Genomic DNA, 25,204 nt, shown 5'->3' on the forward strand with positions numbered 1-25,204 from the left:
CCGATGACCGAACCAACCTTGGGGCAATTCATACCCTCGCCAGTGCTGGCCGTTGCGGCCACCTATCTGGACGATGGCCGTGACACCGATGTCTACATTTGTGGCGCCGAGGTGCAGTCCGACAATCGCTTGATGTTGCGCTTTGCGCGCGGGCATCGGCTCAGTGTCGGCGCTCGGGTGACGGTGCATCTGGACAACCGCACCGGGGTTTCGGAATACGACGCCGAATTGCGCGTCTATCGTCTGTCGTACAAAGGTCAGGTGGTGCGACTGGACGACAACCGCGTGCTGGTCGAACCGGTACAATTTCAGGTGTTTTATGGTCTGAGCGTGGTGCTGGATTTTGCCCAAAGCGGCTATCACTTTCCCGACGATCAACGCCCCGAACGGTCGCTGCCGACTACACCAATGACCACGCTGCCCAAGATCGACGGCGGCGAGCACGACAACAAAGTCGGCGTACTGGTCACCCGCGCCGAGCAGCAACCGCACACCACTGTGATGGCGTTTTTGTCGACGCAGGACGACGATATTTTCTTCATCACCTTTCCCAGTACGTTCAAATCGACGCTGCTCAAGCGCGACAATCGCTGCCTGTTTGCCATCGATAATCGCGCCACCTTTGCCTTTGAACACGCCATCGAATGGAACTACAGCATCATCAGCGGTCAGGCCTTCGATGTGCCGAAAAACACCGAGCTGTTCCGCGCGATTCAGGAAGCCTTCATCGCCAAAAATCCGTGGGAAGTTGGGTTTTTCAGCAACCCGGAAGTGGAGATGTTTCACCTGCGCGCGGAGCATTTAATTTGCCCCGCGCCGCATATTCCTGGTTGATGTTCACTGTGCTTAATGGTCGGCATTAGTGGCGATTGGCGTTGCCCTGAGCGGGTAGGAAACCCGACACCAGAACAGCACAAGCCGTAAGCGCGATGGACCAGCCGAAGGTGAATTGATACGCCTGCTCCAGAGTGCCGGTCTGCTCGGCCAGGCGCGTCAGAATGATGGTGAACAGTGCCACGCCGGTGGCGCCACCGACTTGCTGACTGGTGCGAATCAGAACGCTGGCATGAGGCATTTGCTCGCGGTCTAAGCCAGAGAAAGCCACGGTCATCAGCGGGATAAACACCAGCCCGACGCCGTACCCGCGTACCAGCAAAGCGATCATCAACAGCGGCGTCACTTCGGCGGATTCGGCCAATGCAAATGGCAACGTAGCGGCACCGGCCAGCGCAAAACCCAGCATCGCCAGTCGGCGCACGCCCAGCCGTTCAACCAGGCTGGCCGCCTGCATGCGGCTGACCAGTGCGCCAACGCCTTGTGGAATCAGCAGCAGTCCTGCCTGCAAGGCGCTGTTGCCACCCAGTTCCTGCCAGAACAGCGGCAGCAGCACCATGGCACCGTAAAGCGTGGCGCCCATGATGAACATCAGCAAGGCGGCGGCCCAGGTTGGTCGGGACCTCAAAATGCTCAGGTCGATTAACGCGCGGCTGCCGCGTCGCCAGGCCCAGACCACAAATCCCACCAACAGCAAAAGTCCAGCGACCAGTCGGAACTGCACCTGTGTTTGTGCCCAGCCGCCGGCCTCGCTCAGGCTCGACAAACTCCACAGCAAGGCGACCAGCGCTGGCGACAACAGCACTAAGCCGACAATGTCCAGGCGAACACTGGGCGCGGCGGTATCGGCCGGGAGCATACGCCAGGCCATGATCAAACCCGTCAGACCCAGCGGCAGATTGATCAAAAACAACCAGTGCCAGCTGAGAAAACCCAGAATCAAGCCGCCAATTACCGGCCCGAAGATAGGCCCAAGCGCGGCCGGCAACGACACCAGCGCGATCAGCCGGGCGCGGCCTTCCTCCTGCGTTGATTGCGCGATGATGGTGGTCATTAACGGCATCATGATGCCGCCCCCAAGGCCCTGCACCACACGGAACGCGATGAGACTGGGCGCATCCCAGGCGAAGCTGCACAGGGCAGATCCGGCCAGGAAAACCGTCAGCGCCAGCAGCCAGAGTCGCTTGGCGCCAAAGCGGCTTTGCAGCCAGCCAACCAAAGGGATAACCGCGCCCAGCGTTAACAGATAGGCGGTGCCTACCCACTGAATGACATGGATGTCCGTGCCGAATGTTTCGGCTAACGGATGCAGCGCAACACTGACTATGGTGGTATCGAAGATAACCGCCAAAGCACCAACAATGATGGCCAGAGCCGCCCGTAATGCAGTTCGATCAATGGAAGTATGAGACATTTCAGCATCCTTAAGATTCGTTTGTGTATCTTAATGATGCGCAGTCTGGCGGCTTTTTATAAGATACGCAAGTGAATCTTAAAAAAGGACGATGAATCATGGCGCAACGACCTCGCCAATCCTCCGGCTCGACCACTGCCAGCCAGAGCGGTGGTGCAACCCGACGCCGGGGCAGCGAATTGGAAGAAGCCATACTGCAGGCGGCTTGGGATGTACTGGTCGAGCAGGGTTATGAAGGCTTTACCTACGAAGCGATTGCCGCCCGCGCCCAAACCAGTCGACCGGTGTTGTATCGGCGTTGGACCCAGCGTGAGGCGTTGCTACAAGCGACGCTGCGGTATGGCTGGCCGGAACCCGTCGCCTTGGCGGACACCGGGCGGTTGCGGACCGACGCCATTGCGATGATGAAACATTTCGGGCAATCGAACCGGGTGGAGATCATCACTCAGGTCGGCGCCCAGTTGATGGCGTATTTCCGCGAAACCAAGACCGGTTTCAGCGACTTGCGGAAAATGATGTTGTCGCCGGAGCGAGCCGGGCGGGTGGCAACCATAGTGAAACGTGCGGTGGAGCGTGGCGAGCTGGCGGCGATGCCAACATCACCTCGGGTGTTGACCCTGCCGGTCGATTTGGTGCGCCACGAGTTGCTGATGACGATGCGCCGTGTGCCCGACCAGACCATCATCGACATCGTTGATGACATCTGGTTGCCGCTGCTGCACCGAACCGCAGCGGCCCAGGATTAACGGAAGTGTTTTAACGCCAGGGCGATGATGCCTTTGCCGGTCATATCCTGTGACCAGGGGTATTGGATGATGTCGGCACGGCCGATCAACTCCGGTATCAGCGAATCTTCAATGCCTTCCAGAATTCCCGCCTGCATTTGATCGAAAGCGCGCACGCCCGGCCCGGTGACCACCACTTTTTGTGGGCTGAGCAAGGCCAGAATGTTGGCAATGCCGAAACCCAACGCCTTGCCGGCCTGATGGAACAGCCGGCTGGCGGCGACATCGCCATCACGCGCCAACTGAGTCAGACGACTCATTTGTTTTTCGGACGGGTGGCGTCGGTCGGTCGCCGGTAAATCCATCACCGCGCTGGCGTCGCGGTACAGTGCGTAATCGGCCACGTACGCCTCGATGCAGCCGCGTCGACCGCAGGCGCATTGTGGACCTTCGTGGCTGAATTTGGTGTGGCCAAATTCAGCCGCCGCGCCAAAGTGGCCGCTGTACAACTCGCCACCGACGATCAAACCGCCACCAACGCCGTAGCCGATCATCAGAACGGCAAAGTCGCGGCAGTTGGCAAAGTCGGGTTGTTTGTGAATGGCGTAGGCGATGCAATTGGCGTCGTTAGCCAGGTCCACCGGGCAGTTGAATGCGGCTTCAAGCGCCAGCGTTAAGTTCACGTGACGCATGTTCAGCGCCGGGCTCCACACCACGTCGCCGGCGTGCACATCAACAAAGCCCTGAATGGCAATGCCCAAACTGACCAGCCGCTTGGCTTGCTCCGGGTAGCCCGCCATAAAATGCTGCGCCTGGCTGACCAGCATCTCGTTGAGCGAATCCTGATTGTGCGCCTGGGTTTTAGCGGTCACCACGCTCTCGGCAATGATGTTGCCTTTCAGATCGCCGAGCATCAGCCGGATTTCGTTGATCGACAATTTGATGCCCAACACGTAAGCGTGATTCGGGTTCAGATCGATCAGGACGCGCGGCCGCCCACGACCAGTGGTCGGCGTCGAATCTTTCACCTCAGCAATGACGCCCTGATTCGCCAATTCCGAGGTGATGGCCGTCACCGTCGCCGGGCTCAATCGGGTAATTCGACCAATGTCTACCCGCGCCACCGGGCCGAAAACACGCAAGGCATTGATGATGTCGACGCGGTTCGCGGCGCGGATTTGCTCGGTGTCGGACTTCTTCATGCGCGTTTCTATTATTGTTCGGACAAGCGTCTCAGTTTAGGCGGATGATACTTTTTAGTCGACTCTCGAAAATATTTTGACATCGCCGAGCCAACTATGATCTATTTTATTTGAGACGCAAATTTAGTGGCGGGATCACCTATGTGATCGCTAAACAGTCACTGACTGGACCACTAAAAAGTCCCGGGGCGTCGGCAAGACGCTTCCTTGGTAAAACAAAGACAAAAACACCAAGAGGACCCAACCATGATCCGTTTTAAGACCCTGCTGCCGGTTTCACTGGCGGCGCTCAGTTTGATGGCAACAACGATGTCGGCTCAGGCCGAAGAAGTTGTGAACGTGCTGCACAACCAACAGGATGAAAAAATCCGCGCCGCCTGGGAAGAAATTCGCCAGGACTTCGAAGCGCAACATCCGGACATTCGCGTCAACCTGGAATTCCAGGACGACTCCGCGATGAAGCAGCGCCTGCCTACCTTGCTGCAATCGAACGCCAAACCGCATCTGTACTGGAGCTTCGGTGGTGCCAACTACCGCACTCGTGCCACTTCTGGTTTGCTCGCCGACATCACCGACAAGGCCGATGGCCTGCGCGCCAACATTTCACCGGGGGCGCTGTCCGCCTTTGAAATCGATGGCCGTTTGTACGGTGCGCCGTATCGTCTGGCTCAGGTCGGCTTCTGGTACAACAAACGTCTGTTCGAACAGGCGGGCGTGTCGGCCGATGACATTGAAACCTGGGACGACTTCCTCGACGTCGTTCAGCAAATCAAAGATGCCGGCATCACACCCATTGCCGCTGGCGGCGGTGAGCGCTGGCCGTTGCACTTCTACTGGACCTACCTCGCCATGCGCATCGGTGGTCAGGATCTGTTCAACGACATCCTGGCCGACAAAGCCAGTTTCGATAACGCAGCCTACATCCGCGCCGGCGTTGAACTGCAACGTCTGGCCGATCTCGATCCGTTCCAGCCGGGCTACCTGGGCGCCAAGTACAACGAAGCGGCCAACGTGTTCGGCAACCATCAGGCAGCCATTCATCTGATGGGCGAATGGGACATCGGCGTGCAGCGTTCGGAGTCTGAAAGTGGCGAAGGCGTTAACGACAACGACCTGGGCTACTTCAGCTTCCCGGCCGTGACTGGCGGCCAGGGCGATCCGTCTGCAACCCTGGGCGGCGTCGATGGCTGGGCGTTCACGGCCGGTAACGGCACCGATGCCGCCGTTGAATGGTTGACGTTCTTCCTGTCGCCGGAAAACCAGGCGCGTCTGGCCGAGCAAGACATCATCATTCCGGTCGCTCGCGGCGCTGAAACCCATGTGCAAAACCCGCACATGAAAGTGATTGCCGAGAACATCGCGCACTCATCCTGGCATCAGGTGTTCTGGGATCAGGCGCTGGGCGCGGATGTCGGTGGCGTCATCAACGACATTTCGGCTGAGCTGACTTCCGGCGATGAAACGCCCGAAGGTGCTGTCGAACGCATCCAGGAAGCCTGGGATTTCCGTTAAGTCATCCTGTTGAACACGATCGGCGCCGTACCTTCTGCATAGCGCAGAGTACGGCAGCCGATCTCATTGAAATTTCTGTCAGGTTAATTGGATGAGTGCCCAGATTTTGTCGTCTCACCGTACGCCTTGGACGCAACGCCTGAACGCCTGGTTTTATCGCCACAACCAAGGCGGCCGGCTGACAACCCTGGTGTTGTTTTTGCCGCCGGCGCTAACGGTGTTCACCCTTTTTGTTATTTTGCCGATCAGTGAATCCGGCTTGTATTCGTTTTTCCGCTGGAACGGTTTTACCGAATTATCGGAAGGCGGTCGCTTTGTCGGGCTGCGTAATTTTGCTCAGATGCTGCAACACGATGTGTTTCATGTCGCCGTCTGGAATACCTTGAAAATTGTGTTGATTTCGTTGGTGATTCAGTTGCCTTTGGCGATGGCCGTGGCGTTGGCAGTCGCCTCGAAAAGCCGCATCAACAATCTGTTTCGACTGATTTTTTTCCTGCCGTTTATTCTGGCCGACGTGGTCGCCGGTTTGATCTGGCGCTTTATTTACGACGGCGGAACAGGCCTGGTTGCGGCGGTGACCAATCTGTTCAACCTGGAAGCGTTCTACCCGCTGGCCGATGCCGACTGGGCGTTCAATGCCATCCTGGTGGTCGTAATCTGGAAGTACTTTGGTTACCACATGATGATTTACATCGCCGGGTTACAAGGCATTTCCGACGACATGATTGAGGCCGCCAAACTCGATGGCGCCAGCCCGTGGAAAATCATCACCAAAGTGAAATTGCCATTAATCTGGCCGGCCATTCGATTGTCGATTTTCTTCAGCGTCATTGGCGCGTTGCAGTTTTTCGAAATGGCAATGCCGTTGGTGCAATCCGGTGGGCCGGGTGGCTCGGCACACACCATCGTTACGTATTTGTATGAATTCGGCATCGTGCGCACCCGCGTCGGTTTCGGCAGCGCGGTGGCCGTGGTGTTGTTCCTGGCGTGCGCCGTGTTCGCTTTTACTTACCAGCGCTATGTCATGCGCCAGCGCGATTAGGAGCGAAACATGACTGCACACTCGCCCTCTGAAATCAGTTACTCCGCTCACGCCGCGCGCTGGGGTTTGATGTTCATCACCGCGCTCTTTGTGCTGCTGCCGTTTTGGATCACGGTACTTGGTGGTTTTAAAACCCAAGGCGAACTGAGTGCCAATCCATTGGGTTTGCCCAAGGTTTGGCAGACCGAGGCATACACCGACATTCTGGTCAGTCCGAAAACCTGGCACATGCTCGGCAATTCGGTGTTGATCACCGGCTTTACCGTAGCGCTGGTATTGATCCTGGCGTCCATGCTGGCGTTCACCTTTTCACACATCAAATTCGCGGGCCGGAATTACCTCTATTCCTACGTCATTCTCGGCATGATGTTTCCAGGTGCGACGGCGATACTGCCGTTGTTCATCAAAATTCGTGACCTCGGCCTGCTCGACACCTACGCCGGTGTCATCCTGCCGCAAGTGGCGTTTGGTCTGGCAATGAGCGTGTTGTTGTTCCGCACTTTCTTTGAACAATTACCTAAAGATTTATTTGAAGCGGCGCTGGTGGATGGCTGCGGTTACGGGCGGTTTTTCTGGCGCATCGTCATCCCGTTGTCGCAACCTATTTTGGCAACCGTGGGTGTATTTGTGCTGGTGCAAAGTTGGAACAATTACATCTTCCCGCTGATCATGCTGAACGATCAATCGGTCTATCCGTGGCCGCTGGGATTGATGGAATTTCGCGGTCAGTATGGCGCGGAGTGGAACCGTATTCTGGCGTACATCACCATCACTATTTTGCCGGCGGTGGTGTTCTTTTTATTCGCACAAAAATACATCGTCGCTGGTTTAACCGGCGGCGCGGTAAAAGGTTAATTGAGTACAAAAATAATGGCCGATATTCAGATTCAAAATCCGATATTACCGGGCTTCAATCCAGACCCGTCGATCTGCCGCGTGGGCAACGATTACTACATCGCAACCTCGACGTTTGAGTGGTATCCCGGCGTGCAGATTCACCACTCAACCGATCTGGTGAACTGGACCTTGATTGCCCGGCCGTTAAACCGACCGGACTTGCTGGACATGCGCGGCAACCCGGATTCCTGCGGCATCTGGGCACCCTGTCTGACGCACAGCGACGGCCGGTTTTATCTGGTTTACACCGACGTCAAACGCCACAGTGGCGACGCCAAAGACGTGCACAATTACATCACCACCTGCGAGAAAATCGATGGCGACTGGAGCGCGCCGATTTACATCAATTCCAGTGGTTTTGATCCATCGCTGTTTCACGACGACGACGGCCGCAAATGGTTTGTCAACATGCTGTGGGATTACCGCCCGGGCAAACCGAAATTCGGCGGCATCGTGTTGCAGGAGCTCGACGCCAAATCGCTCAAACCTTTCGGCCCGGTGCGCAACATTTTCCACGGCAGCGAACTGGGCATGGAAGAAGGGCCGCATCTGTACAAACGCAACGGCTATTACTATTTGCTCACCGCCGAAGGCGGCACCGAATACAACCATGCCTCTACCTTGGCGCGCTCGCGCGACATTGCCGGGCCGTATGAATTGCATCCGCTGACGCACATCGTTACGTCGCGCTCGAATCCTCAGGCGCATTTGCAGCGCGCCGGCCATGGCGACTGGGTGGAAACGCTGGAAGGCGAAACGTTTTTTGTGCATCTGTGCAGCCGGCCGTTGCGCAATCGTGGTCGCAGTCCACTCGGTCGTGAAACCGCCATTCAACGTCTGGAATGGCGCGACGACGGCTGGCCCTGGCCGCTGGAGGGCGACCCGACACCGCGCGTTGAAGTGGCACCGCCGACCGGATTGGACGTCAGCCGAACGCCGCAACCGCGCGAACAACATTGCGATTTTTCCAGCAGCCAATTGCCCATCGATTTCCAATGGCTGCGCATGCCGTACCCGGAAGAATTATTCAGCCTGACCGAACGCCCGGGCTACTTGCGGCTGTTTGGTCGGGAATCGTTGGGCAGCCTGTTTCGTTCGGCGCTTGTGGCTCGCCGCCAGCAGGCACTGTGTTACACCGCCACCACAACGCTGGAATTCGAGCCGGAACATTTTCAGCAGATGGCAGGCCTGGTGTGTTACTACAACTCGCGCAAATACCATTACCTGTACGTCAGCCACGACGAACAACTCGGTCGCTGCCTGGCGATCATGAGTTGCGAAGGCGACGCCAACGGCCACGCTCGTTACCCCCTGGGCGAGTCACCCATCGCGCTGCCCGACGGCCCCATTCGCTTGCGCGCCGACGTCCAATTCGAGCACCTGTATTTCTCCTACGCCTTGAGCAATGACGACTGGCGGCGGCTGCCGTTCAAACTCGAATATTCCTGGCTCAGTGACGAAGCCGGCACCGGCGCGGGCAACAACTTTACTGGCGCTTTCGTCGGCATGGCCGCGCAGGATTTAGCCGGCACCGCCCAACCGGCGGATTTTGCCGACTTCCATTACCAGGAGTTGTCTTGAACTTGAATTGAAAGTATCTGGCTTCGTTCGTCCTGCGGTGCCACCTGACCCGGTTTTGCCTTTGGCAGCCGGGTCTTTTTTTATTCCAGAGCCGAATAAAAAAATCCGTCAAAAGTCCGAATTTGCCTCTAATACCAAAGTTAATCGGCTGATCTATTGACGAATTGTGTCTTTTTCGAGAAGAATAAATTCGTGAAATAAAAATAATATCGAAGAAGACTTCGATGGCTGTACCGCAATAACAACAACAATGCTGACAACCTAGGAGCAAGTCATGAAACGTACGCTGATCGCACTCGGCTTGAGCATTTGTGCTCTGCCGGCCCTCGCTCACGACATCACCGTTGGTGTGTCCTGGTCCAACTTCCAGGAAGAACGCTGGAAGACCGACGAAGCCGCCATCAAGGGCGCGCTGGAACGCCTCGGTGCGAATTACATCTCTGCTGACGCCCAATCTTCAGCCGCCAAACAATTAACCGACGTGGAAAGCCTGATCGCTAACGGCGCCGACGCGCTGATCATTCTGGCGCAGGATTCCAGCGCCATTGGCCCGGCCGTTCAGGCGGCGGCCGATGAAGGCATTCCGGTGGTGGGTTACGACCGTTTGATTGAAAACCCGGATGCGTTTTATCTGACCTTCGACAACCGTGAAGTCGGTCGTCTGCAAGCGCGTGCGGTGTTTGAACAACAACCGACGGGCAACTACGTCTTCATCAAAGGCTCGCCGGCTGATCCGAACGCTGACTTCCTGCACGCCGGTCAGTTGGATGTGTTGCAAGGCGCAATCGACAGCGGTGCGGTCAAGAATGTTGGCGAGGCTTACACCGACGGTTGGATTCCGGCCAATGCCCAACGCAACATGGAGCAGTTCCTGACTGCCAATAACAACGACGTCGATGCGGTGGTTGCGTCTAACGATGGCACCGCCGGTGGTGTGGTCTCGGCTCTGGCGGCGCAAGGTTTGGACGGTGTGGTGCCGGTGTCGGGTCAGGATGGCGACCACGCGGCGTTGAACCGTATCGCACTGGGCACGCAAACCGTTTCAGTGTGGAAAGACGCCCGTGAACTGGGTAAGGCGGCGGCTAACATTGCCTTCCTGCTCGCCAGTGGTACGCCGCTGGACGATATTCCCGGTGCAACGACCTGGAGCGATGGCCCTAACGGTGTGGAAATGAATGCCATCTTCCTGGCGCCGTTGCCGATCACCCGCAACAACCTGAACGAAGTGATCGATGCCGGCTGGGTCAGCCGTGCTACGGTCTGTCAGGGTGTGCCGTCTGGACAGGTTGCTGTCTGTAATTAACGACTGGGCCGGGCCGGACGCAACACGCCGGCCCGGCATCTTTGCAGCTAAGGAGCCCAGTCGATGTCGACGGCACTTCCCAATCCTGTAAAACGAATTCTGGCGGCGACCGAAGCGGATCTGCGGATCCTGGGGATGGTCGCCGTTTTAGCGCTGATCTGGCTCGGCTTTGGCCTGGCCTCAGACGGCGCATTTCTCAGTGCGCGCAACCTCTGGAACCTCAGTGTACAAACCGCCTCGGTGGCGGTGATGGCAACCGGCATGGTGCTGGTGATTGTGACGCGCAACATTGATTTGTCGGTCGGCTCAGTCTTGGGCGTGACCGGTATGATCATCGGCGTGGTTCAGGCCGAATGGCTGCCGACCGTGCTCGGTTACGACCATCCGCTCACCTGGGTGATCGCGTTGGGCGTTGGCATTGTGGTCGGCGCTTTGATCGGTGCCCTGCAAGGTTTTGTTATTGCCTATCTGGCGGTGCCGGCGTTTATCGTGACGTTGGGCGGTTTGCTCGCCTGGCGCGGTGCGGCCTGGCTGGTTACGTCCGGTCGTACTGTCGCGCCGATGGACAGCCATTTTCAAATAATGGGCGGTGGCCCGGAAGGCTCGGTCGGTGGACCGATCACCTGGCTGATTGCGTTGGCGTTCTGCGCCCTGATCGTGCTTGGTCTGTGGCTCGGTCGCCGTCGTCGTCGCTTGCATCATTTCCCGTTGCGGCCGGTTTGGGCCGAATCGCTGATGGCGGTGGTTTACTGTGGTTCGGTGTTGGCCGCAGCGACGGTCGCCAACGCCTACCATTGGCCAACGCGTGTGGCGCAACGTTATGCCGAAGCGCAGGGCATTCCGGTTCCGGAAGGTGGTTTGATTATTTCTCATGGTTTTGCTGTGCCGGTGTTGATGGCGGTGGCGGTCGGCATCGTGATGACGTTCATCGCCACGCGCACCCGTTTTGGCCGTTATGTGTTTGCCATCGGCGGTAACCCGGAAGCGGCGGAACTGGCTGGCGTGAACACCCGCTGGGTGATCATGAAAGTCTTTATTTTGATGGGCATTCTGGCGGCCATCGCAGCGGCTATTTCCACGGCGCGATTGAATGCGGCGACCAACGCTCAGGGCACGCTCGATGAGCTCTACGTGATTGCCGCTGCGGTGATCGGCGGCACGTCATTGGCCGGCGGTGTCGGCAAAGTCGCTGGTGCCATGTTGGGCGCGTTGGTGATGCAATCGTTGCAGTCCGGCATGGTGCTGGTGGGCGTCGATACGCCGTTGCAGAACATGGTGGTCGGCGTGGTGCTGGTGTTGGCGGTCTGGGTGGATTCGCTGTATCGCAAGAGGGCGACGTTATGAGTCAGAGCCAACAACCACTGGTTTCAATGGACAACATTTCCATCGCCTTTGGTGGCATCAAAGCGGTCGATTCGGTGTCGGTCGATTTGTATCCGGGCGAAGTGGTCGGCTTGCTCGGTCACAACGGTGCGGGTAAATCGACGCTGATTAAAATTCTTTCCGGTGCTTACCAGAAACAAAGCGGCGACATTCGCATCGACGGCCAGTCGGTAACGATCAATAACCCGCGCGACGCCAAAGCGCTGGGCATCGAAACCATCTATCAGACCTTGGCGCTGGCCGATAACGTCGATGCCGCCGCCAATCTGTTTCTCGGTCGTGAATTGCGCACCCGCTGGGGCACGCTCGATGACGACGCCATGGAAGCGGCGTGCCGTGAAGTGATGGGCCGATTGAACCCCAACTTCAAGCGCTTCAAGGACCCGGTGCGGGCACTCTCGGGCGGTCAGCGGCAATCGGTCGCCATTGCTCGGGCGCTGCATTTCAACGCTCGCATTCTGATCATGGATGAACCGACGGCGGCGCTTGGCCCGGAAGAAACGGCCCAGGTTTCGGAGCTGATTCAGAACCTGAAACAGCAGGGCATCGGCATCTTTTTGATCAGCCACGACATCCACGATGTGTTCGATTTATCCGATCGCGTCAGCGTGATGAAGAACGGTCAGTTGGTCGGCACAGCCAAGGTGAGTGACGTCAGCAAAGATGACGTGCTGGGCATGATTATTTTGGGAAAATGCCCGGCCGCAGCGATTCCCGGACCGGGTGCGATGCGCGAAACCGCCGCCGTGTAACGGCGGTTAACCCAAGGCGGATTTTTGCAGGGCGGGTTCGACCATTTCGTCGATCAGCCCTTCGCGAATAGCCTGATGAGAAATGCGCATCGAGGTTAAATCGAAAGCATGAAACACGCGCTGCAAAATGATGTAGCCAGCGGCAAACACAGCAATGCGGCGCGGGTTCAGTTCCAGTAATTGCGACAATTGTTGCTGGCTTTCGGCTTGCGTCAGCACCGGATGCAAACGATCCAACTGGTCGCGCTCGATCACGCCATTGTGGATCAGGCCCAAATTGCTCAACGCCCAACTCACGGCCTTGATGCTGCCCGATGCGCCCATCACGTCATCCCACTGCACACCGACGAAGCGATCGCGCACGCTGGCGATCTGCTCATCGACCATGGCTTCGCAAGCGGCGAGGTGGGCGTCGGTTAAGCGGTCGTCGCTGAGAAATTCACTGGTTAATGTCACGCAGCCTAAATCCAGACTGGCAACGACTTCCGATTGCCGCCCCTGACCGACAATAATTTCGGTGCTGCCGCCGCCGATATCGAGCACAAAACGGCGCGCGTTTTCATCGCGACCCTGCGATACGCCGCGATAAATATAACGCGCTTCGTCTTCGCCACTGAGAATACGGATTGGTTGGCCCAAGGCTGTTTCGGCCTGATGCAGAAAACGCACATCGCCAACCAGACGACGAAACGCACTGGTGCCAACGGCGGTAATGTTTTCTGTGGGAACCTGATGCAAGGCATCGCGGAAATGCGTTAAGCAACGCAGGGCGCGGTTGCGGGCTTCGCGGGTGAGTTTGCCGGTGTCGGCATCAACACCAGCGGCCAGACGCACCAATTCGCGCTTGCATTCGACCGATTGCAAGTGGGTGCCATCTGAGCGCATCACGACCAGATGGAAGCTGTTTGAGCCGAGGTCGATCGCGGCGTAGAGCGAAGGTGCGGTCATGGGTCGGTAATTTTTTATTCTGCTCCGAAATATTGCCCGTCTGGCGCAGAATTGTCACTAGCGCGCACCAAAGCGACGCAAAAAGCGTCGATTAACTGTCGCTTTTCGGCCAGAAGCGCGCGTTCGCGGTTGGCTCCGGTTTGGCTTGGTAGGGGCTGGCATAGACCAGCAGATTTCCAGCCATGGGTTCGCGTTGCCGTTGAGCGTCGCTCATGGCTTCGGTGGCGGAAGTGACGAACAATAAATTTCCGTCCGGTCCGCCCAGAGCGACGCAGGTCGGTTGCGAAACCGGCAGCGGATGCAGGGCTTGCAAGGTGCCGTCCGAATCGAAGCAGGCCACAGCGCTGCCGCTGAACAGCGCGCACAATAACGAGCCATCGGCTGAGGTATTGGCGCCGTCCGGGTAGCCGCGTGGTGCAGTAGCAAAGGGCCGTTCATTGCTCAGGGTGCCGGTGGCGGCGTCGAAATCGAACTGCCGAATCCGACCGGTTGGCGTGTCGGCGTGATACATCACCGTGCCCGCCAGGTTCCAACACAGAGCGTTGGGAATGGTCAGGTCGCTCAAGATGGGTTTGGCGCCATCAACGTCCAGTTTATAGAGACTGCCGAGCGGTTGGCGCTCGCCAGTGTCTTGCATGGTACCGGCCCAAAAACGCCCTTGCGGATCGACCCGGCCATCGTTGAAACGCTGGTTTGGCCGATCGAGTTCGGGTTGCGCCAGCCAGTCAACGGTTTGGGTGTGCGGTTGGTACAGCGCAAAGCCGCGCGCAAAACTGACCAGTAATTGGATGGGGTTGGTGTCGAGCACGCTGAACGACGTTAATCGATCGGGTGTTTGCCATTGGGTTAATGTCTGGCTTGCCCAGTCGAACCGAAACAACTGACTTTCATGAATATCGGTCCACCAGAGTGTCTGGCTCGGCGCGTGCCACTGGACACCTTCACCAAGATGGTTCGCCACTTCCAGGCTGAACAGCAGTTCCAATTCGGTTTCCTGTGGAGCGCTCATGAATCGTCTTTCCTTACACAATGCCGGGGCGTAATAACGCCGTGGTTTTTATCTGTGCCCAAACCGACTGGCCGGGTTTGAGTTGCAGCGTTTGCACCGACCGTCGGGTCAGTTGCGCGAGCAGGGTTTGTTGTTGGATTTGCACGCGAACCAGTGCCCGCGCTGTATCCAACTGGGTGATGTCCAACACCGTTGCCGGCAGGCGATTGAGGATGCTGGAATCGTGCGCTTCGCTCAGCGTCAGGCTGACATCGCGCGCCAGAATGCGCACGCGGACGGTGGCGGTCAGCGGCTCGCCATCGTCGGGAAGCCACAGAGACCAGCCGTTTAATGACAGTCGCATCAGGCCATCGTCGGCGCGTTCTGCGCGGTGGCCGTCGAGCACAACGCCTTGCTGCTCGCCCAGTTGCAACGGGTCGTCCGCGCGCAGTAACAGCTCACTCAACGGGCCGCTGTCGGAAACCTGGCCGTCGCGCAGTAACACCAGATGGTCGGCCAGGCGTTGTACTTCGTCGATGGCGTGGCTGACGTACAGAATCGGCCGGCCGAATTCACGATGCAGACGTTCGAGATACGGCAAAATATCGGCGCGGCGTTGCGCGTCGAGCGCCGACAGTGGTTCGTCCATCAGCAACAATTGCGGGTTGATTAAAAGCGCCCGGGCGATAGCAACGCGCTGGCGTTCGCCGCCGGATAACTGCGCCGGTCGGCGCGTCATTAATGGCTGCAAACCGAGCAACTCAATGACCGCGTCTTGAGTCAGCGCTGCTTCGCCAGTGTCGGCGCGTTGGCGTGCGTAATTCAGATTGCCGGCCACGCTCAAATGGTCGAACAGACTGGCTTCCTGGAAGACATAACCGAGCGGCCGTTGGTGCGTGGGTCGCCACTGGTGTTCGTCCTGCCAAACGTTACCAGCGACTGACACCCGGCCGGATTGCGGGCGTTCCAACCCGGCGACGCAGCGCAGCAACGTCGTCTTGCCGCAACCGGATGGGCCGTAAATGGCGGTAATGCCCTGGCCGGGCAGAACGAGATCGACGTTCAGTTCAAAGTCGGCATAACGATGGTTAAGGCGCAGCTCAATGGCGTTGGTCATCGGCCGCCCCAGCTCAACGTCGTGGCTCGCCGTTGCAGTGTGTAGAGCGCTGCCAGCACGACAAACGCGAAGATCACCAACACCGCCGCCAATGCATGCGCCTGGTCGTACGCCAGTGCTTCAACGTGGTCGTAAATTTGTACCGAGGCGACGCGCGTCTGGCCGGCGATGTTGCCGCCGATCATCAACACCACACCGAATTCGCCGACGGTGTGCGCAAAGCCAAGCACCGCTGCACTGATAAAACCCGGTCGCGCCAATGGTACGGCGACACTCCAGAACCGATCCCAGGGGCTGGCGCGCAACGTCGCGGCTGCCTCCAACGGCCGGTTTCCGAGTGCCTGAAAGGCGTTCTGAATCGGTTGCACCACAAAGGGCAGTGAATAGATGACAGAGCCAACCACCAGACCGGCAAAGGTGAACGGCAATAAACCCAGTCCGAGTGATTGCGTCAGTTGCCCGATCGGGCCATTAGGCCCCAGTGAAATCAGCAGATAAAAGCCCAGCACCGACGGCGGTAACACCAAGGGCATTGCCACCAAGGCCGCCACCGGGCCTTTCAGCCAGGAGTGCGTGCGCGCCAACCACCAGGCCAATGGGGTGCCGAACAACAGTAACACCAGCGTGCTGACACTGGCTAAACGCAGCGTCAACCAGAGCGCGCTCCAGTCGGCCGCGCTGAGATTCACAGCGAGGCTTCCAGTCGGTAGCCGAAGTGTTCAATCAAGATGGCGGCATCTTCACTGCGCAGGTACGCCAATAGTTCACGAGCGGCGGGATTATCGGCGGCGCGGTTGAGCAGCACTGCATCCTGGCGGATGGGCGAATAATATTGGCTGGGCACGATCCAGCCGGTGCCTTCTTCGACGCGGCCGTCCTGCAATATTTGCGACAAGGCCACGAAGCCGATGTCGGCATTGCCGGTGGCGACGAACTGATGCGTTTGCGCGATGTTCTGGCCCTGCACCGTTTTGTTTTGCACCGCCTCGGTCAGCCTGAGTTTTTCCAACACTTCCATCGCCGCTTCGCCGTAAGGCGCCAGTCGCGGATTCGCCACCGCCAGGCGATTGAAATCGCCACTGCGCAACAGCGCTTCGGCGTCGCTAAAGCGATGGGGCGTTGCCGACCACAGCGCCAGCGCACCGACGGCGTAAGTGAATTGCGAATCGGCAACGGCAGAACCGGACTCAATCAGTGCCGTGGGTTTGGCCTCGTCGGCGGACAAAAACACATCGAAGGGCGCGCCGTTTTGAATCTGCGCGAACAACTGACCGGAAGAACCAAAGGACAGTTCCAGATGATGGCCGCTGCGCGTTTCGAAAACCTCAGCCAGTGCCTGCATCGGTCGGGTGAAATTAGCAGCAACGGCCACGTGAAGGGTGTCGGCCCACAACGATTGGGCCATGACGAAAAACAAAAAACCACTCAGCAAACGCGCAAACATACTTATCTACAGTCGAAAAAATCAGCCGACATCATTGTCGATCAGGCCAACGCAGGCAAGACGCGCCGTTCGCGCAAGGTGGTATGGACGCGCCGCCGGTGCGCTTCTAAAGTGCGGCGTTACAAGAATAATTGGAACTGACTGATGTCTAAGCCCTGCACCATTCACGACTACCAACAACTCGCCCGCCGCCGCGTACCGCGCATGTTCTACGACTACGCCGACTCCGGCTCCTGGAGCGAATCGACTTACCGCGCTAACGAAGCCGACTTCGACCGCCTGAAATTCCGCCAGCGCGTCGCCGTCGACATGACCAACCGCACCACCCAAACCACCATGATCGGTCAGACCGTCGCCATGCCCGTCGCACTGGCACCGACCGGACTCACCGGCATGCAATGGGCCGATGGCGAAATCAAGGCCGCCCGCGCCGCCGAACAATTTGGTGTGCCATTCACGCTGTCGACGATGAGCATCTGTTCGATCGAAGACATCGCTGCGCACACCTCGAAACCCTTCTGGTTCCAGTTGTACGTGATGCGCGACCGCGACTTTATCGGTCGCTTAATCGACCGCGCCAAAGCCGCCGGCTGTTCGGCGCTGGTGATCACGCTCGATCTCCAGATTCTCGGCCAACGCCACAAAGACCTTCGCAACGGCTTGTCCGCACCGCCGAAATTCACGCTGAATTCGATGCTGCAATTAATGAGCAAACCGGCCTGGGGTTTGCGCATGCTGGGCACCAAACGCCACGGCTTTGGCAACATCGTCGGGCATGTATCCGGGGTGGCGGACCTGTCATCGCTGTCGGAATGGACCGCGAAACAGTTCGACCCGAAACTCTCCTGGGACGACATTGCCTGGATCAAAGAACGCTGGGGCGGGCCGGTCATTCTGAAAGGCATCATGGACCCGGAAGACGCCAAGTCAGCGGTGAAAACCGGAGCCGATGCGATCATCGTCTCCAACCACGGCGGCCGCCAACTGGACGGCGCACCGTCAAGCATCGAAGCCTTACCGGCGATTCTCGACGCCGTCGGCAACGACATCGAAGTGCACTTCGACGGCGGCATCCGCAGCGGCCAGCAAATCCTCAAAGCCATCGCCCTCGGCGCGAAAAGCACTTACATCGGCCGGGCGTTTTTGTACGGCCTGGGTGCGGCGGGCGAGCGCGGCGTGACCGATGTGCTGAACATTCTGCATAAGGAATTGGACATCAGCATGGCGCTCTGTGGTGAGCGGGATATTCGGAACGTGGGGTTGCATAATCTGGTGAACCCGGGTGTTTTTAGCGTCGAGTAAGTGGTGTTAACTCATTGCCTCGACCAAGGCTTTGATTCAATCTAGAAACTATAAAGTAGTTTTTGTTTTCTACTTTATAGTTAATAAAAACCCTAATGTAGTTTATATTGATCGGATCGTGGCTTTATAGGGCGTTCGTCGTGTTCGTGCTCAAAGGCGTGTTACGGGCGGAGTCTCAGGAAAAAATTCTGATTTATCTGCTATTGAGAGGCGATGGCTACAGCAAAGCCATCGCCGATTTCTATGGTGTTCCACTGACGCCGGTGCAAAAGCAATTACTCCGGTTGGAAAGCGATGGCGTTGTGGTGAGCCAGCAGATTGGCAAGGTGAGGAATTACCAACTGAACCCACGCTATCCGTTTATCGCGCCATTAAAAGAATTGCTGAACATGGCCATAGAGGCCTACCCGGATGAGGTGATCAAAAGCCTTTTGATTCGTCGAACCCGGCCCCGAGCGGCAGGAAAGCCCACTGTTTTGTCAAAGTAAGACCACGGCGCCAAGGGATAGATCATGGAAGATTTCAAAACGACCGGCATTACTGAACTGGCCGCTGTTGTTGCCGAACACCTGCAAGACTGGGATATCGAGGTCGTATTGGTGGGTGGCTTGGCGGTGGAAATATATTCGCAGAACCTCTATCTCACCCAGGATATTGACCTGGTTAATACCAATTACCAGTCACCACAGTTATTAAGCACGGCCATGGCTGAGCTGGGTTTTTTTAAGCAAGGGCGTGTCTACGTCAATACCACGACGGATATTGTGGTTGAGTTCCCCGCCGCGCCACTTTCTGTTGGTGATGAACTCATTACCGAGATCAATAAAATCCAGGTCGCCAATAAAAGCCTGCCCATCCTGACGGTGTCGGATGTTATCAAGGATCGCCTGTCCGCTTTTCTACATTGGCAAGATCGCCAGTCTCTGATTCAGGCCGTTGCCGTCATGCGAAAGCACCAACAAAGGCCGGAAGATTTTTATGATTTCATTCGTAGAGAAGGCAGCGACACGGAAGTTTCATTGCTGACTGCTCTGTATCAGACGGCCAGTGCCCAAGACGCAAATACCATGGATGAGCTGGAAACTATCCTGGTCTCCATGTTGATTTCACCGCAGTAATAAACTCCGTGGTCATGCTTGCGCCACTTGTATTGCGACCGGAGTAGCGCGTCGCTGCCTTGCTCAGATCAGACTCGGAGCCAGCTGCGACGTTCTTTATACTGGCGTCAGTTTTACTGATGCCATTTACCCGGAAGGAAGACCATGTCTCTGTTACCCGCCGTTGAACTGCAAACCCGTCCTAACCCGAACGCGACCGTTATCTGGCTGCACGGTCTGGGTGCCGACGGTCACGATTTCGAACCCATCGTGCCGGAACTGCAATTGGACGATCTGGCGGTGCGGTTTATTTTCCCGCACGCACCATCGAGACCGGTGACGGTTAACGGCGGTATGCGTATGCCGGCCTGGTACGACATCATCGCCATCGACATCGACCGCACCATCGACACCGCCCAACTGATGGCTTCGGCGGATGCGATTGATGCTTTTATCGCGCGCGAACGCGAGCGTGGCATCGATAGCCGGCGCATTGTTATTGCCGGGTTTTCTCAAGGCGGGGCGGTGGCCTACGAATGCGCGTTGCGGCATCCCGAGCCGTTGGCGGGTTTGCTGGCGCTGTCGACGTATTTCGCCACCGAAGCGACCAACCGCGCCAGCGATGCCAACCGTCGAATGCCGATTCTGAGTTGCCACGGCATGCTCGATCCGGTGGTGCCCGAAACGCTCGGGCGCAAGGCGGTCATGGGATTGAAAGCTGACGGTTACGACGTTGAGTATCGCACCTACCCGATGCCACACAGTGTGGCACCGGAGGAGATTCGCGACATCGCCGTCTGGTTGCGCCAGCGGCTTACGGCGCCGCTGGACTGACAGCGCTTAGCGCTGACGGCGATACAACATCATCGTCAGCGGGCCAAAGATGGCGGTCAGCACGAGTGGCGTCAGCAAGGTGATCAACAAGCCGTCCATGCTTGGCTCGCCGGCCAGAATGGCGCGCAGTGTTGTCACCAGATGCGCCACTGGGTTCACCTCGATAAACGCCTGCAACCAGCCGGGCATTGTTGCCGGATCGACAAAGATGTTGGAGGCGAAGGTCACCGGCATCAGTACCAGCCAACTCAACGTCATCACCGCGCCGGGTGTGCGCAACAGCAAACCGAGCGTGGTGAACACCCAGCCGGCGCCGAAGGCGAACACGTTCAACAGCGCAATCGCCAACACCACCGACAAGACGCCGCCGCCCGGCCGGTAACCCAGCAGCAAGCCAATCAAACAGACGATCAGCGACGAGCCGGTGTAGCGAATCAAATCGCCCGCCATGGCGCCGACCAACGGCGACGGCCGCCACACCGGCATTGATTTGAAGCGGTCGTAAATGCCTTTGCCGATGTCGGTGTTCAGCGTCACGCCGGTGTAGATGGTGGTGAACACGACCGTCTGCGCCAGAATGCCCGGCAGCAGAAACACCAGATATTCCTGCGGCGAACCGGCGAGTGCGCCGCCGAACAAAAAGGTGAACATGACGGTGAACATCACCGGCGTGATCACTACATCGAACAACTGTTCCGGCACGTGTTTGATTTTCAGCAAAGCGCGCCAGGCGAAGGTTGCCAGGTTCGACGCCGTGCCGGGCAGCGCCGGTGCGGTTTGCTGCATCAGGGCGTGCAGGTCGAGCGCGGGTTTGGTCGGCTGGGCGTTGCCAACGGCGACACTGGTTTGATCGGTCATGCGGGCATGTCCTCAGTGGTATCCAATTCCGATGGCTGGCCGGTGAGTGCCAGAAAAACTTCGTCCAGGCTGGGTTGGCCCAACGCAAAACTCGCCAGCGCGATGCCCGCGTCGTTCAGCCCTTGAATGGCTCGGCTGGCCGCCGCCGCATCGGCGCAGGGCGCGTTCAGTGACGCCGGTTCCGGCTCTTCGTTGACGCTGGTTTGCAGATGCTGGCTCAGCCAGTCACGCGCGTCCGGCCGTTGCGCCGGATCGACCAGCCGCAGCCGCAGAATGCCCGATCCAACGGTCTGCTTCAGTTCGCTGCTGGTGCCTTCGGCGATCAGTCGGCCGTGGTCAATGACTGCGATGCGTTCGGCCAGTTGATCGGCTTCTTCCAGATATTGAGTGGTCAGCAACACCGTGGTGCCGGCGTTGGCGAGTGCACGCACGATGTCCCAGACCTGATTGCGTGAGCGCGGGTCTAGGCCGGTGGTGGGCTCATCGAGAAACAGCAGTTCCGGCGGCACGATCAACGAGGCGGCGATGTCGAGCCGGCGGCGCATGCCACCGGAGTAGTGTTTCACTTGCTTGTCGCCGGCGTCGCTTAAATCGAAGCTGGCTAACAGGGTGTCGGCGCGGTCGCGACCGGCGCGGCCTTTGAAGCCGAGTAACCGGGCCAGCAAGCGCAGGTTTTCGCGGCCGGTGAGGTCTTCATCGACCGAGGCGAACTGGCCGGTCAGGCTGATGCGTTGGCGAATGGCCTGGGCGTCGCGATGCAGGTCGAGCCCCAGCACGCTGGCCTCGCCGGCGTCGGGTTGCAGCAGTGTCGCCAACATGCGCACGGTGGTGGTTTTGCCGGCACCGTTCGGGCCGAGTAAGCCATAAACGCTGCCGCGCCGGACTTGCAGATCCAGACCGCGAACCGCCTGGGTGTCACCGAAATGTTTGTGCAGGCCCTGAACGTCAATGGCCCATTGCTGAGCGGACATAAGTTGTCTCCTGAAACGGACGCTTAACACTAGACGCAGCCAGACTCGGCGACCAGCCTTTCGTTGCACCAAAACGGACCGGTTTTGACCGCATTTTAGGGGGTCGATACCGCTCGCAGCCTTGCTATACTGGCCCTTTCAGCCCAACAGCCTTGGATTGTTTTAAACCCATGGACGAAGCCTCGCCACCGCGTCGATTGCCCCGGCTGTTGACCCTCCAAAAACCCAATCGCGTTTCCAAAGACCACTATTTGGAATTTGTGGCGATTCAGGTATCAAGTCTGTTTTCGTTGCTGGCGCATCTGGTGTTGTTGGCCTTGTACCAGCACTACCAACTCTGGCCGATGGCCGCCTTCAGTGTGATGAGCGTGTTGTTGTGGAGCGCCGCCATTTTTGCCAACCGGCGCGGTGAACACCTGATATCGGTGGTGCTGGCGTGCTCTGAGTTGTGCGGCTATTCCATTGCGGCGGTGTACTTTCTGGGGCTGGAGTTCGGCTTTCAGTATTACCTCTGGCCGACGACCTGTCTGGCCATCGTCAATTCGCGGCAGCAAGTGTTGAGCGCAAGTCTGACAGGCCTGGCCTGCATCGGTCTGTTTCTGGTACTGAATCTGTTGTTTCCCGGCTCGCGCTACGATGGCGGCCTGTTGGAATGGTCGCGCTGGCTGTTCAGCGCCAATGTGATACTGGCGGCAGCGCCGTTGATTTTGTCGGTGATTCTGGTGCGACGGCAGTTTGAGCGACAACGCCGCGACCTGGTGGAACTGGCAACGCGTGATGAACTGACGCAACTCTACAACCGCCGTTATCTGCGCGAATTTCTGCACCCCTGGCGCGCTCAGGCGCGGCGCACTGGCGCCAGCAGCGTCATTGCCATTGGCGACATCGACAACTTCAAGCCCATTAACGACGAACTCGGCCACGACGTGGGCGACGATGTGCTCAAAGGCGTTGCGGCGTTTTTATTGGATCAGGTACGCGAAGAAGATCTGGTGTGTCGCTGGGGTGGCGAAGAGTTTGTGATCATTTTCGCCAGCACCAGTCTGGCTCAGGCCGAGCGCATTCTGCGACGTCTGCATGAAGCCATGCCGCAGCAACGCTTTATGGACAACGACCGCAGCGTCACCATCAGCTTCGGCGTGACCGATTTCAAAGCGGACGAGGATATGGGCGACGCCCTGGCGCGAGCCGATCAATTGCTCTATCGCGCCAAGGCCGGTGGTCGCAACCGCATCGAAGCGGCGCTGGAATCGTCCTGATTTCAGCGGTTGAGACAGAACCTACTGCAAGCGGAAGAACGACACCGACTGCAACAAATCCTGGCTGAGCGCGTTCAGCGTTTCGGTTGAATCGAGCGACAGTTTGGCGCTTTTGGCGTTGTCTTCGGAAATGCGATTTACATCGCTGACCGTTTCGGAAATGCCGTTCAGGGTGGCGGCTTGCTGTTCGGCAGCGGCCGAGGTTTGCAGCGTCCAATCCTTAATCTGATCCACCGCAGCGACGAACTGCTCAATGGTGCGGCCGGCTTCACCCACGGTGTCGACTGTTGCCACCGACTTGGCGTGGCTGTCGCCAATCACACCCACAGCAGCGCGGCTGCCGCTGCGCAACTCTTCCAATGTTTGCTGAATTTCCTCTGTCGATTGCTGGGTGCGGTGCGCCAGTTTGCGCACTTCATCGGCTACCACAGCGAAGCCGCGGCCTTGTTCACCGGCGCGTGCTGCTTCGATGGCCGCGTTCAGCGCCAGCAGATTGGTCTGCTCGGCAATGGCCTGAATGGACGTGATGATGGTGGTGATGTTTTCCGCCTGGCCGTCGAGCTTTTCGATCACACTCACCGATTGCTCAATTTCTCCCGCCAACGTCTGAATGGAGCTGATGGTGTCTTGCACCGTCTGGAAGCCGCTGTCGGCGGCTTCTTTTGCCAGTTCCGATACCGACATCGACTGGCTGGCCGCCTCAGAAACCTGGCTCGAGGCGGTTTGCAATTCGTCGATGGCCGTCGCCAGTTCGTGCATTTTCTGCTGCTGGCTTTCGGCGTCGCGGAAGCGCGATTCGGTGTCGGCCATGATGTCGCCAGCCGAGTGTTTGAGGTGTTCGGACAGTTCGATCACCGAACCGACGATGTCCGACAGCTTGGCGTTCATCTGCGACACCGCCAGCATTACCTCGTCCACTTCATCGCCGTTCTCGCGCGCTGAAATGCGTTGGCTGAGATCGCCACTGGCCAGGCGTTGCGTAGCCTGAACGATGGATTTCAGGTCGCGCTTGATTTTGCGCAGCATCCAGATGGCGGCCAGCGCGGCGATGACGATCAACACCGCCAGCGAAGCAATCATCACCCGCACCGTGGCTTGCTGCGAGGCGATCAGTTTGGCCGAACGCAAATCAACCAATTGGCTGTACTGAGTCGAAATCTGCGTGATGAGGGTGCCGACCGGCGCCACCGCATCGGCCATGGCGGCCTTGATGGCGTTGCGTTCGTTCCAGGCGGCTTTGCCCAGCCAGGCGGTCGCTGCCGCTTCAGACGCGGTTTTGAGCTGCGCAAGGCCGGCGCTGAGTTGTTCGGCCAAGGTGCCGAGAGAGACCTCAGTCTGGCTGAGCATCACCGAGTCCCAACTGCGAATCAGGTCCGGGTTGAGCTGGGCCACGGCGTCCTGTATCTGCGCTTCGGTCGCGTCGGCGGCATCGATGGCGGCCTGCAAATCGGCCTCGGTGATGCTGCTGGCGAAGTATTGCGGCCCCAGTTCAGTAACCGTGTCGTATTGCTGCGTCAGTGTCTCCCATCCCTGAGTCAGGTTTTCGCTGAGTCGCCGCAGCTGAGCATCCTTCTCGCTGTTGGCAATCACGGTATTGAAACTGGAGATAAAGACCACGGCGAGCACCAGCAGGGCCAGAATTAAAGCCGACACCAGGGCACTGATCTTCAGCGTCAGGGAGAGTTTTTTCATTCGTATGAGCTCGAGGAAATAGCGGCCGTTGTGTAAGACATCGGCACCA

General features: G+C 58.2%; 24 protein-coding genes. 14 read left to right on the top strand and 10 right to left on the bottom strand.

Annotation, left to right across the window (positions count from 1 at the left end; all coding sequences use genetic code 11):
- Positions 1-3 precede the first annotated feature (3 nt).
- Positions 4-834: a pyridoxamine 5'-phosphate oxidase family protein gene (locus DW349_RS03210; RefSeq protein ID WP_108127710.1), complete on the top strand. Its 831-nt coding sequence runs from the start codon at positions 4-6 to the stop codon at positions 832-834.
- Between the two features lie 25 nt (positions 835-859).
- Here DW349_RS03210 and DW349_RS03215 read toward each other — a convergent pair whose 3' ends face one another.
- Positions 860-2,248 (bottom strand): MDR family MFS transporter, encoded by a 1,389-nt coding sequence (locus DW349_RS03215; RefSeq protein ID WP_108127712.1) that lies wholly within the window; start codon positions 2,246-2,248, stop codon positions 860-862.
- A 98-nt stretch (positions 2,249-2,346) separates the two neighbouring features.
- Between DW349_RS03215 and DW349_RS03220 the strand changes: the two genes are divergently transcribed.
- Positions 2,347-2,994 (top strand): TetR/AcrR family transcriptional regulator, encoded by a 648-nt coding sequence (locus DW349_RS03220; protein ID WP_108127714.1) that lies wholly within the window; start codon positions 2,347-2,349, stop codon positions 2,992-2,994.
- On the opposite strand, the gene DW349_RS03225 is transcribed toward DW349_RS03220, so the two are convergent.
- Complete coding sequence (locus DW349_RS03225; protein ID WP_108127716.1) at positions 2,991-4,175, bottom strand: ROK family protein; 1,185 nt, start codon at positions 4,173-4,175, stop codon at positions 2,991-2,993. The two genes, DW349_RS03220 and DW349_RS03225, sit on opposite strands and share 4 nt — an antisense overlap.
- A gap of 246 nt (positions 4,176-4,421) precedes the next feature.
- Here DW349_RS03225 and DW349_RS03230 point away from each other — a divergent pair, with 246 nt between their 5' ends.
- The 7 genes from DW349_RS03230 to DW349_RS03260 all read left to right on the top strand — a co-directional run bounded on the left by DW349_RS03230 (position 4,422) and on the right by DW349_RS03260 (position 12,645).
- Complete coding sequence (locus DW349_RS03230) at positions 4,422-5,687, top strand: extracellular solute-binding protein (RefSeq protein WP_108127718.1); 1,266 nt, start codon at positions 4,422-4,424, stop codon at positions 5,685-5,687.
- Between the two features lie 91 nt (positions 5,688-5,778).
- Positions 5,779-6,729 carry a carbohydrate ABC transporter permease gene (locus DW349_RS03235; protein ID WP_108127721.1) on the top strand — a complete coding sequence of 317 codons (951 nt, stop codon included), beginning with the start codon at positions 5,779-5,781 and terminating at the stop codon, positions 6,727-6,729.
- Between the two features lie 9 nt (positions 6,730-6,738).
- A complete protein-coding gene (locus tag DW349_RS03240; protein ID WP_108127723.1) occupies positions 6,739-7,584 on the top strand; it encodes a carbohydrate ABC transporter permease in 846 nt (281 codons plus the stop codon).
- 15 nt (positions 7,585-7,599) lie between these two features.
- Entirely contained in the window at positions 7,600-9,207 is a 1,608-nt protein-coding gene (locus DW349_RS03245) for a glycoside hydrolase family 43 protein (protein ID WP_108127725.1), read from the top strand.
- A 274-nt stretch (positions 9,208-9,481) separates the two neighbouring features.
- Positions 9,482-10,510, top strand: a complete 1,029-nt coding sequence (gene xylF, locus DW349_RS03250) for a D-xylose ABC transporter substrate-binding protein (RefSeq protein ID WP_108127727.1) — start codon at positions 9,482-9,484, stop codon at positions 10,508-10,510.
- 63 nt (positions 10,511-10,573) lie between these two features.
- Positions 10,574-11,854 (top strand): sugar ABC transporter permease, encoded by a 1,281-nt coding sequence (locus DW349_RS03255; RefSeq protein WP_108127729.1) that lies wholly within the window; start codon positions 10,574-10,576, stop codon positions 11,852-11,854.
- Positions 11,851-12,645: an ATP-binding cassette domain-containing protein gene (locus DW349_RS03260; RefSeq protein ID WP_108127732.1), complete on the top strand. Its 795-nt coding sequence runs from the start codon at positions 11,851-11,853 to the stop codon at positions 12,643-12,645. Before DW349_RS03255 ends, DW349_RS03260 begins: the two co-directional genes overlap by 4 nt.
- A gap of 6 nt (positions 12,646-12,651) precedes the next feature.
- On the opposite strand, the gene DW349_RS03265 is transcribed toward DW349_RS03260, so the two are convergent.
- The 5 genes from DW349_RS03265 to modA all read right to left on the bottom strand — a co-directional run bounded on the left by DW349_RS03265 (position 12,652) and on the right by modA (position 17,142).
- On the bottom strand, positions 12,652-13,593 hold the full coding sequence (locus tag DW349_RS03265; protein ID WP_108127734.1) for a Ppx/GppA phosphatase family protein: 942 nt from the start codon (positions 13,591-13,593) through the stop codon (positions 12,652-12,654).
- Between the two features lie 91 nt (positions 13,594-13,684).
- Positions 13,685-14,602: an SMP-30/gluconolactonase/LRE family protein gene (locus tag DW349_RS03270; protein ID WP_108127736.1), complete on the bottom strand. Its 918-nt coding sequence runs from the start codon at positions 14,600-14,602 to the stop codon at positions 13,685-13,687.
- A 13-nt stretch (positions 14,603-14,615) separates the two neighbouring features.
- A complete protein-coding gene (gene modC, locus DW349_RS03275; RefSeq protein WP_108127738.1) occupies positions 14,616-15,698 on the bottom strand; it encodes a molybdenum ABC transporter ATP-binding protein in 1,083 nt (360 codons plus the stop codon).
- Positions 15,695-16,387: a molybdate ABC transporter permease subunit gene (gene modB, locus DW349_RS03280; RefSeq protein ID WP_108127740.1), complete on the bottom strand. Its 693-nt coding sequence runs from the start codon at positions 16,385-16,387 to the stop codon at positions 15,695-15,697. The genes modC and modB overlap by 4 nt, the downstream gene beginning before the upstream one ends.
- Complete coding sequence (gene modA, locus DW349_RS03285; RefSeq protein ID WP_108127742.1) at positions 16,384-17,142, bottom strand: molybdate ABC transporter substrate-binding protein; 759 nt, start codon at positions 17,140-17,142, stop codon at positions 16,384-16,386. Before modA ends, modB begins: the two co-directional genes overlap by 4 nt.
- A 144-nt stretch (positions 17,143-17,286) precedes the next feature.
- On the opposite strand from modA, the gene DW349_RS03290 reads away from it, so the two are divergent.
- The 4 genes from DW349_RS03290 to DW349_RS03305 all read left to right on the top strand — a co-directional run bounded on the left by DW349_RS03290 (position 17,287) and on the right by DW349_RS03305 (position 20,375).
- Positions 17,287-18,444 (top strand): alpha-hydroxy acid oxidase, encoded by a 1,158-nt coding sequence (locus DW349_RS03290; RefSeq protein ID WP_115667132.1) that lies wholly within the window; start codon positions 17,287-17,289, stop codon positions 18,442-18,444.
- Positions 18,445-18,590: 146 nt separating this feature from the next.
- On the top strand, positions 18,591-18,932 hold the full coding sequence (locus DW349_RS03295) for a winged helix-turn-helix domain-containing protein (RefSeq protein WP_162824607.1): 342 nt from the start codon (positions 18,591-18,593) through the stop codon (positions 18,930-18,932).
- Between the two features lie 24 nt (positions 18,933-18,956).
- Entirely contained in the window at positions 18,957-19,562 is a 606-nt protein-coding gene (locus DW349_RS03300) for a hypothetical protein (protein WP_108126116.1), read from the top strand.
- A gap of 144 nt (positions 19,563-19,706) precedes the next feature.
- Positions 19,707-20,375, top strand: a complete 669-nt coding sequence (locus tag DW349_RS03305) for an alpha/beta hydrolase (protein WP_108126117.1) — start codon at positions 19,707-19,709, stop codon at positions 20,373-20,375.
- 6 nt (positions 20,376-20,381) lie between these two features.
- On the opposite strand, the gene DW349_RS03310 is transcribed toward DW349_RS03305, so the two are convergent.
- Together DW349_RS03310 and DW349_RS03315 are read right to left on the bottom strand one after the other, a co-directional pair.
- Positions 20,382-21,233, bottom strand: coding sequence for an ABC transporter permease (locus DW349_RS03310; protein ID WP_108126118.1), 852 nt, complete (start codon positions 21,231-21,233; stop codon positions 20,382-20,384).
- Positions 21,230-22,204 (bottom strand): ATP-binding cassette domain-containing protein, encoded by a 975-nt coding sequence (locus tag DW349_RS03315; RefSeq protein WP_108126119.1) that lies wholly within the window; start codon positions 22,202-22,204, stop codon positions 21,230-21,232. Before DW349_RS03315 ends, DW349_RS03310 begins: the two co-directional genes overlap by 4 nt.
- 170 nt (positions 22,205-22,374) lie before the next feature.
- Here DW349_RS03315 and DW349_RS03320 point away from each other — a divergent pair, with 170 nt between their 5' ends.
- Entirely contained in the window at positions 22,375-23,463 is a 1,089-nt protein-coding gene (locus DW349_RS03320) for a GGDEF domain-containing protein (protein WP_108126120.1), read from the top strand.
- 21 nt (positions 23,464-23,484) lie between these two features.
- Here DW349_RS03320 and DW349_RS03325 read toward each other — a convergent pair whose 3' ends face one another.
- Complete coding sequence (locus DW349_RS03325; RefSeq protein WP_108126121.1) at positions 23,485-25,155, bottom strand: methyl-accepting chemotaxis protein; 1,671 nt, start codon at positions 25,153-25,155, stop codon at positions 23,485-23,487.
- Positions 25,156-25,204: the final 49 nt, after the last annotated feature.

This window comes from Saccharospirillum mangrovi (genome assembly GCF_003367315.1).
Lineage (GTDB): Bacteria > Pseudomonadota > Gammaproteobacteria > Pseudomonadales > Natronospirillaceae > Saccharospirillum > Saccharospirillum mangrovi.

Bases quoted from the DNA above. Each gene is read 5' to 3' on its own strand.
- DW349_RS03290 (WP_115667132.1), top strand. From the start codon at position 17,287: ATGTCTAAGCCCTGCACCATTCACGACTACCAACAACTCGCCCGCCGC.
- DW349_RS03325 (WP_108126121.1), bottom strand. From the start codon at position 25,155: ATGAAAAAACTCTCCCTGACGCTGAAGATCAGTGCCCTGGTGTCGGCT.
- DW349_RS03255 (WP_108127729.1), top strand. From the start codon at position 10,574: ATGTCGACGGCACTTCCCAATCCTGTAAAACGAATTCTGGCGGCGACC.
- DW349_RS03210 (WP_108127710.1), top strand. From the start codon at position 4: ATGACCGAACCAACCTTGGGGCAATTCATACCCTCGCCAGTGCTGGCC.
- DW349_RS03235 (WP_108127721.1), top strand. From the start codon at position 5,779: ATGAGTGCCCAGATTTTGTCGTCTCACCGTACGCCTTGGACGCAACGC.
- xylF (WP_108127727.1), top strand. From the start codon at position 9,482: ATGAAACGTACGCTGATCGCACTCGGCTTGAGCATTTGTGCTCTGCCG.
- modA (WP_108127742.1), bottom strand. From the start codon at position 17,142: ATGTTTGCGCGTTTGCTGAGTGGTTTTTTGTTTTTCGTCATGGCCCAA.
- DW349_RS03240 (WP_108127723.1), top strand. From the start codon at position 6,739: ATGACTGCACACTCGCCCTCTGAAATCAGTTACTCCGCTCACGCCGCG.
- DW349_RS03245 (WP_108127725.1), top strand. From the start codon at position 7,600: ATGGCCGATATTCAGATTCAAAATCCGATATTACCGGGCTTCAATCCA.
- DW349_RS03315 (WP_108126119.1), bottom strand. From the start codon at position 22,204: ATGTCCGCTCAGCAATGGGCCATTGACGTTCAGGGCCTGCACAAACAT.
- DW349_RS03305 (WP_108126117.1), top strand. From the start codon at position 19,707: ATGTCTCTGTTACCCGCCGTTGAACTGCAAACCCGTCCTAACCCGAAC.
- DW349_RS03265 (WP_108127734.1), bottom strand. From the start codon at position 13,593: ATGACCGCACCTTCGCTCTACGCCGCGATCGACCTCGGCTCAAACAGC.
- DW349_RS03270 (WP_108127736.1), bottom strand. From the start codon at position 14,602: ATGAGCGCTCCACAGGAAACCGAATTGGAACTGCTGTTCAGCCTGGAA.
- DW349_RS03215 (WP_108127712.1), bottom strand. From the start codon at position 2,248: ATGTCTCATACTTCCATTGATCGAACTGCATTACGGGCGGCTCTGGCC.
- DW349_RS03260 (WP_108127732.1), top strand. From the start codon at position 11,851: ATGAGTCAGAGCCAACAACCACTGGTTTCAATGGACAACATTTCCATC.
- DW349_RS03320 (WP_108126120.1), top strand. From the start codon at position 22,375: ATGGACGAAGCCTCGCCACCGCGTCGATTGCCCCGGCTGTTGACCCTC.
- DW349_RS03220 (WP_108127714.1), top strand. From the start codon at position 2,347: ATGGCGCAACGACCTCGCCAATCCTCCGGCTCGACCACTGCCAGCCAG.
- DW349_RS03225 (WP_108127716.1), bottom strand. From the start codon at position 4,175: ATGAAGAAGTCCGACACCGAGCAAATCCGCGCCGCGAACCGCGTCGAC.
- DW349_RS03230 (WP_108127718.1), top strand. From the start codon at position 4,422: ATGATCCGTTTTAAGACCCTGCTGCCGGTTTCACTGGCGGCGCTCAGT.
- DW349_RS03300 (WP_108126116.1), top strand. From the start codon at position 18,957: ATGGAAGATTTCAAAACGACCGGCATTACTGAACTGGCCGCTGTTGTT.
- DW349_RS03310 (WP_108126118.1), bottom strand. From the start codon at position 21,233: ATGACCGATCAAACCAGTGTCGCCGTTGGCAACGCCCAGCCGACCAAA.
- modC (WP_108127738.1), bottom strand. From the start codon at position 15,698: ATGACCAACGCCATTGAGCTGCGCCTTAACCATCGTTATGCCGACTTT.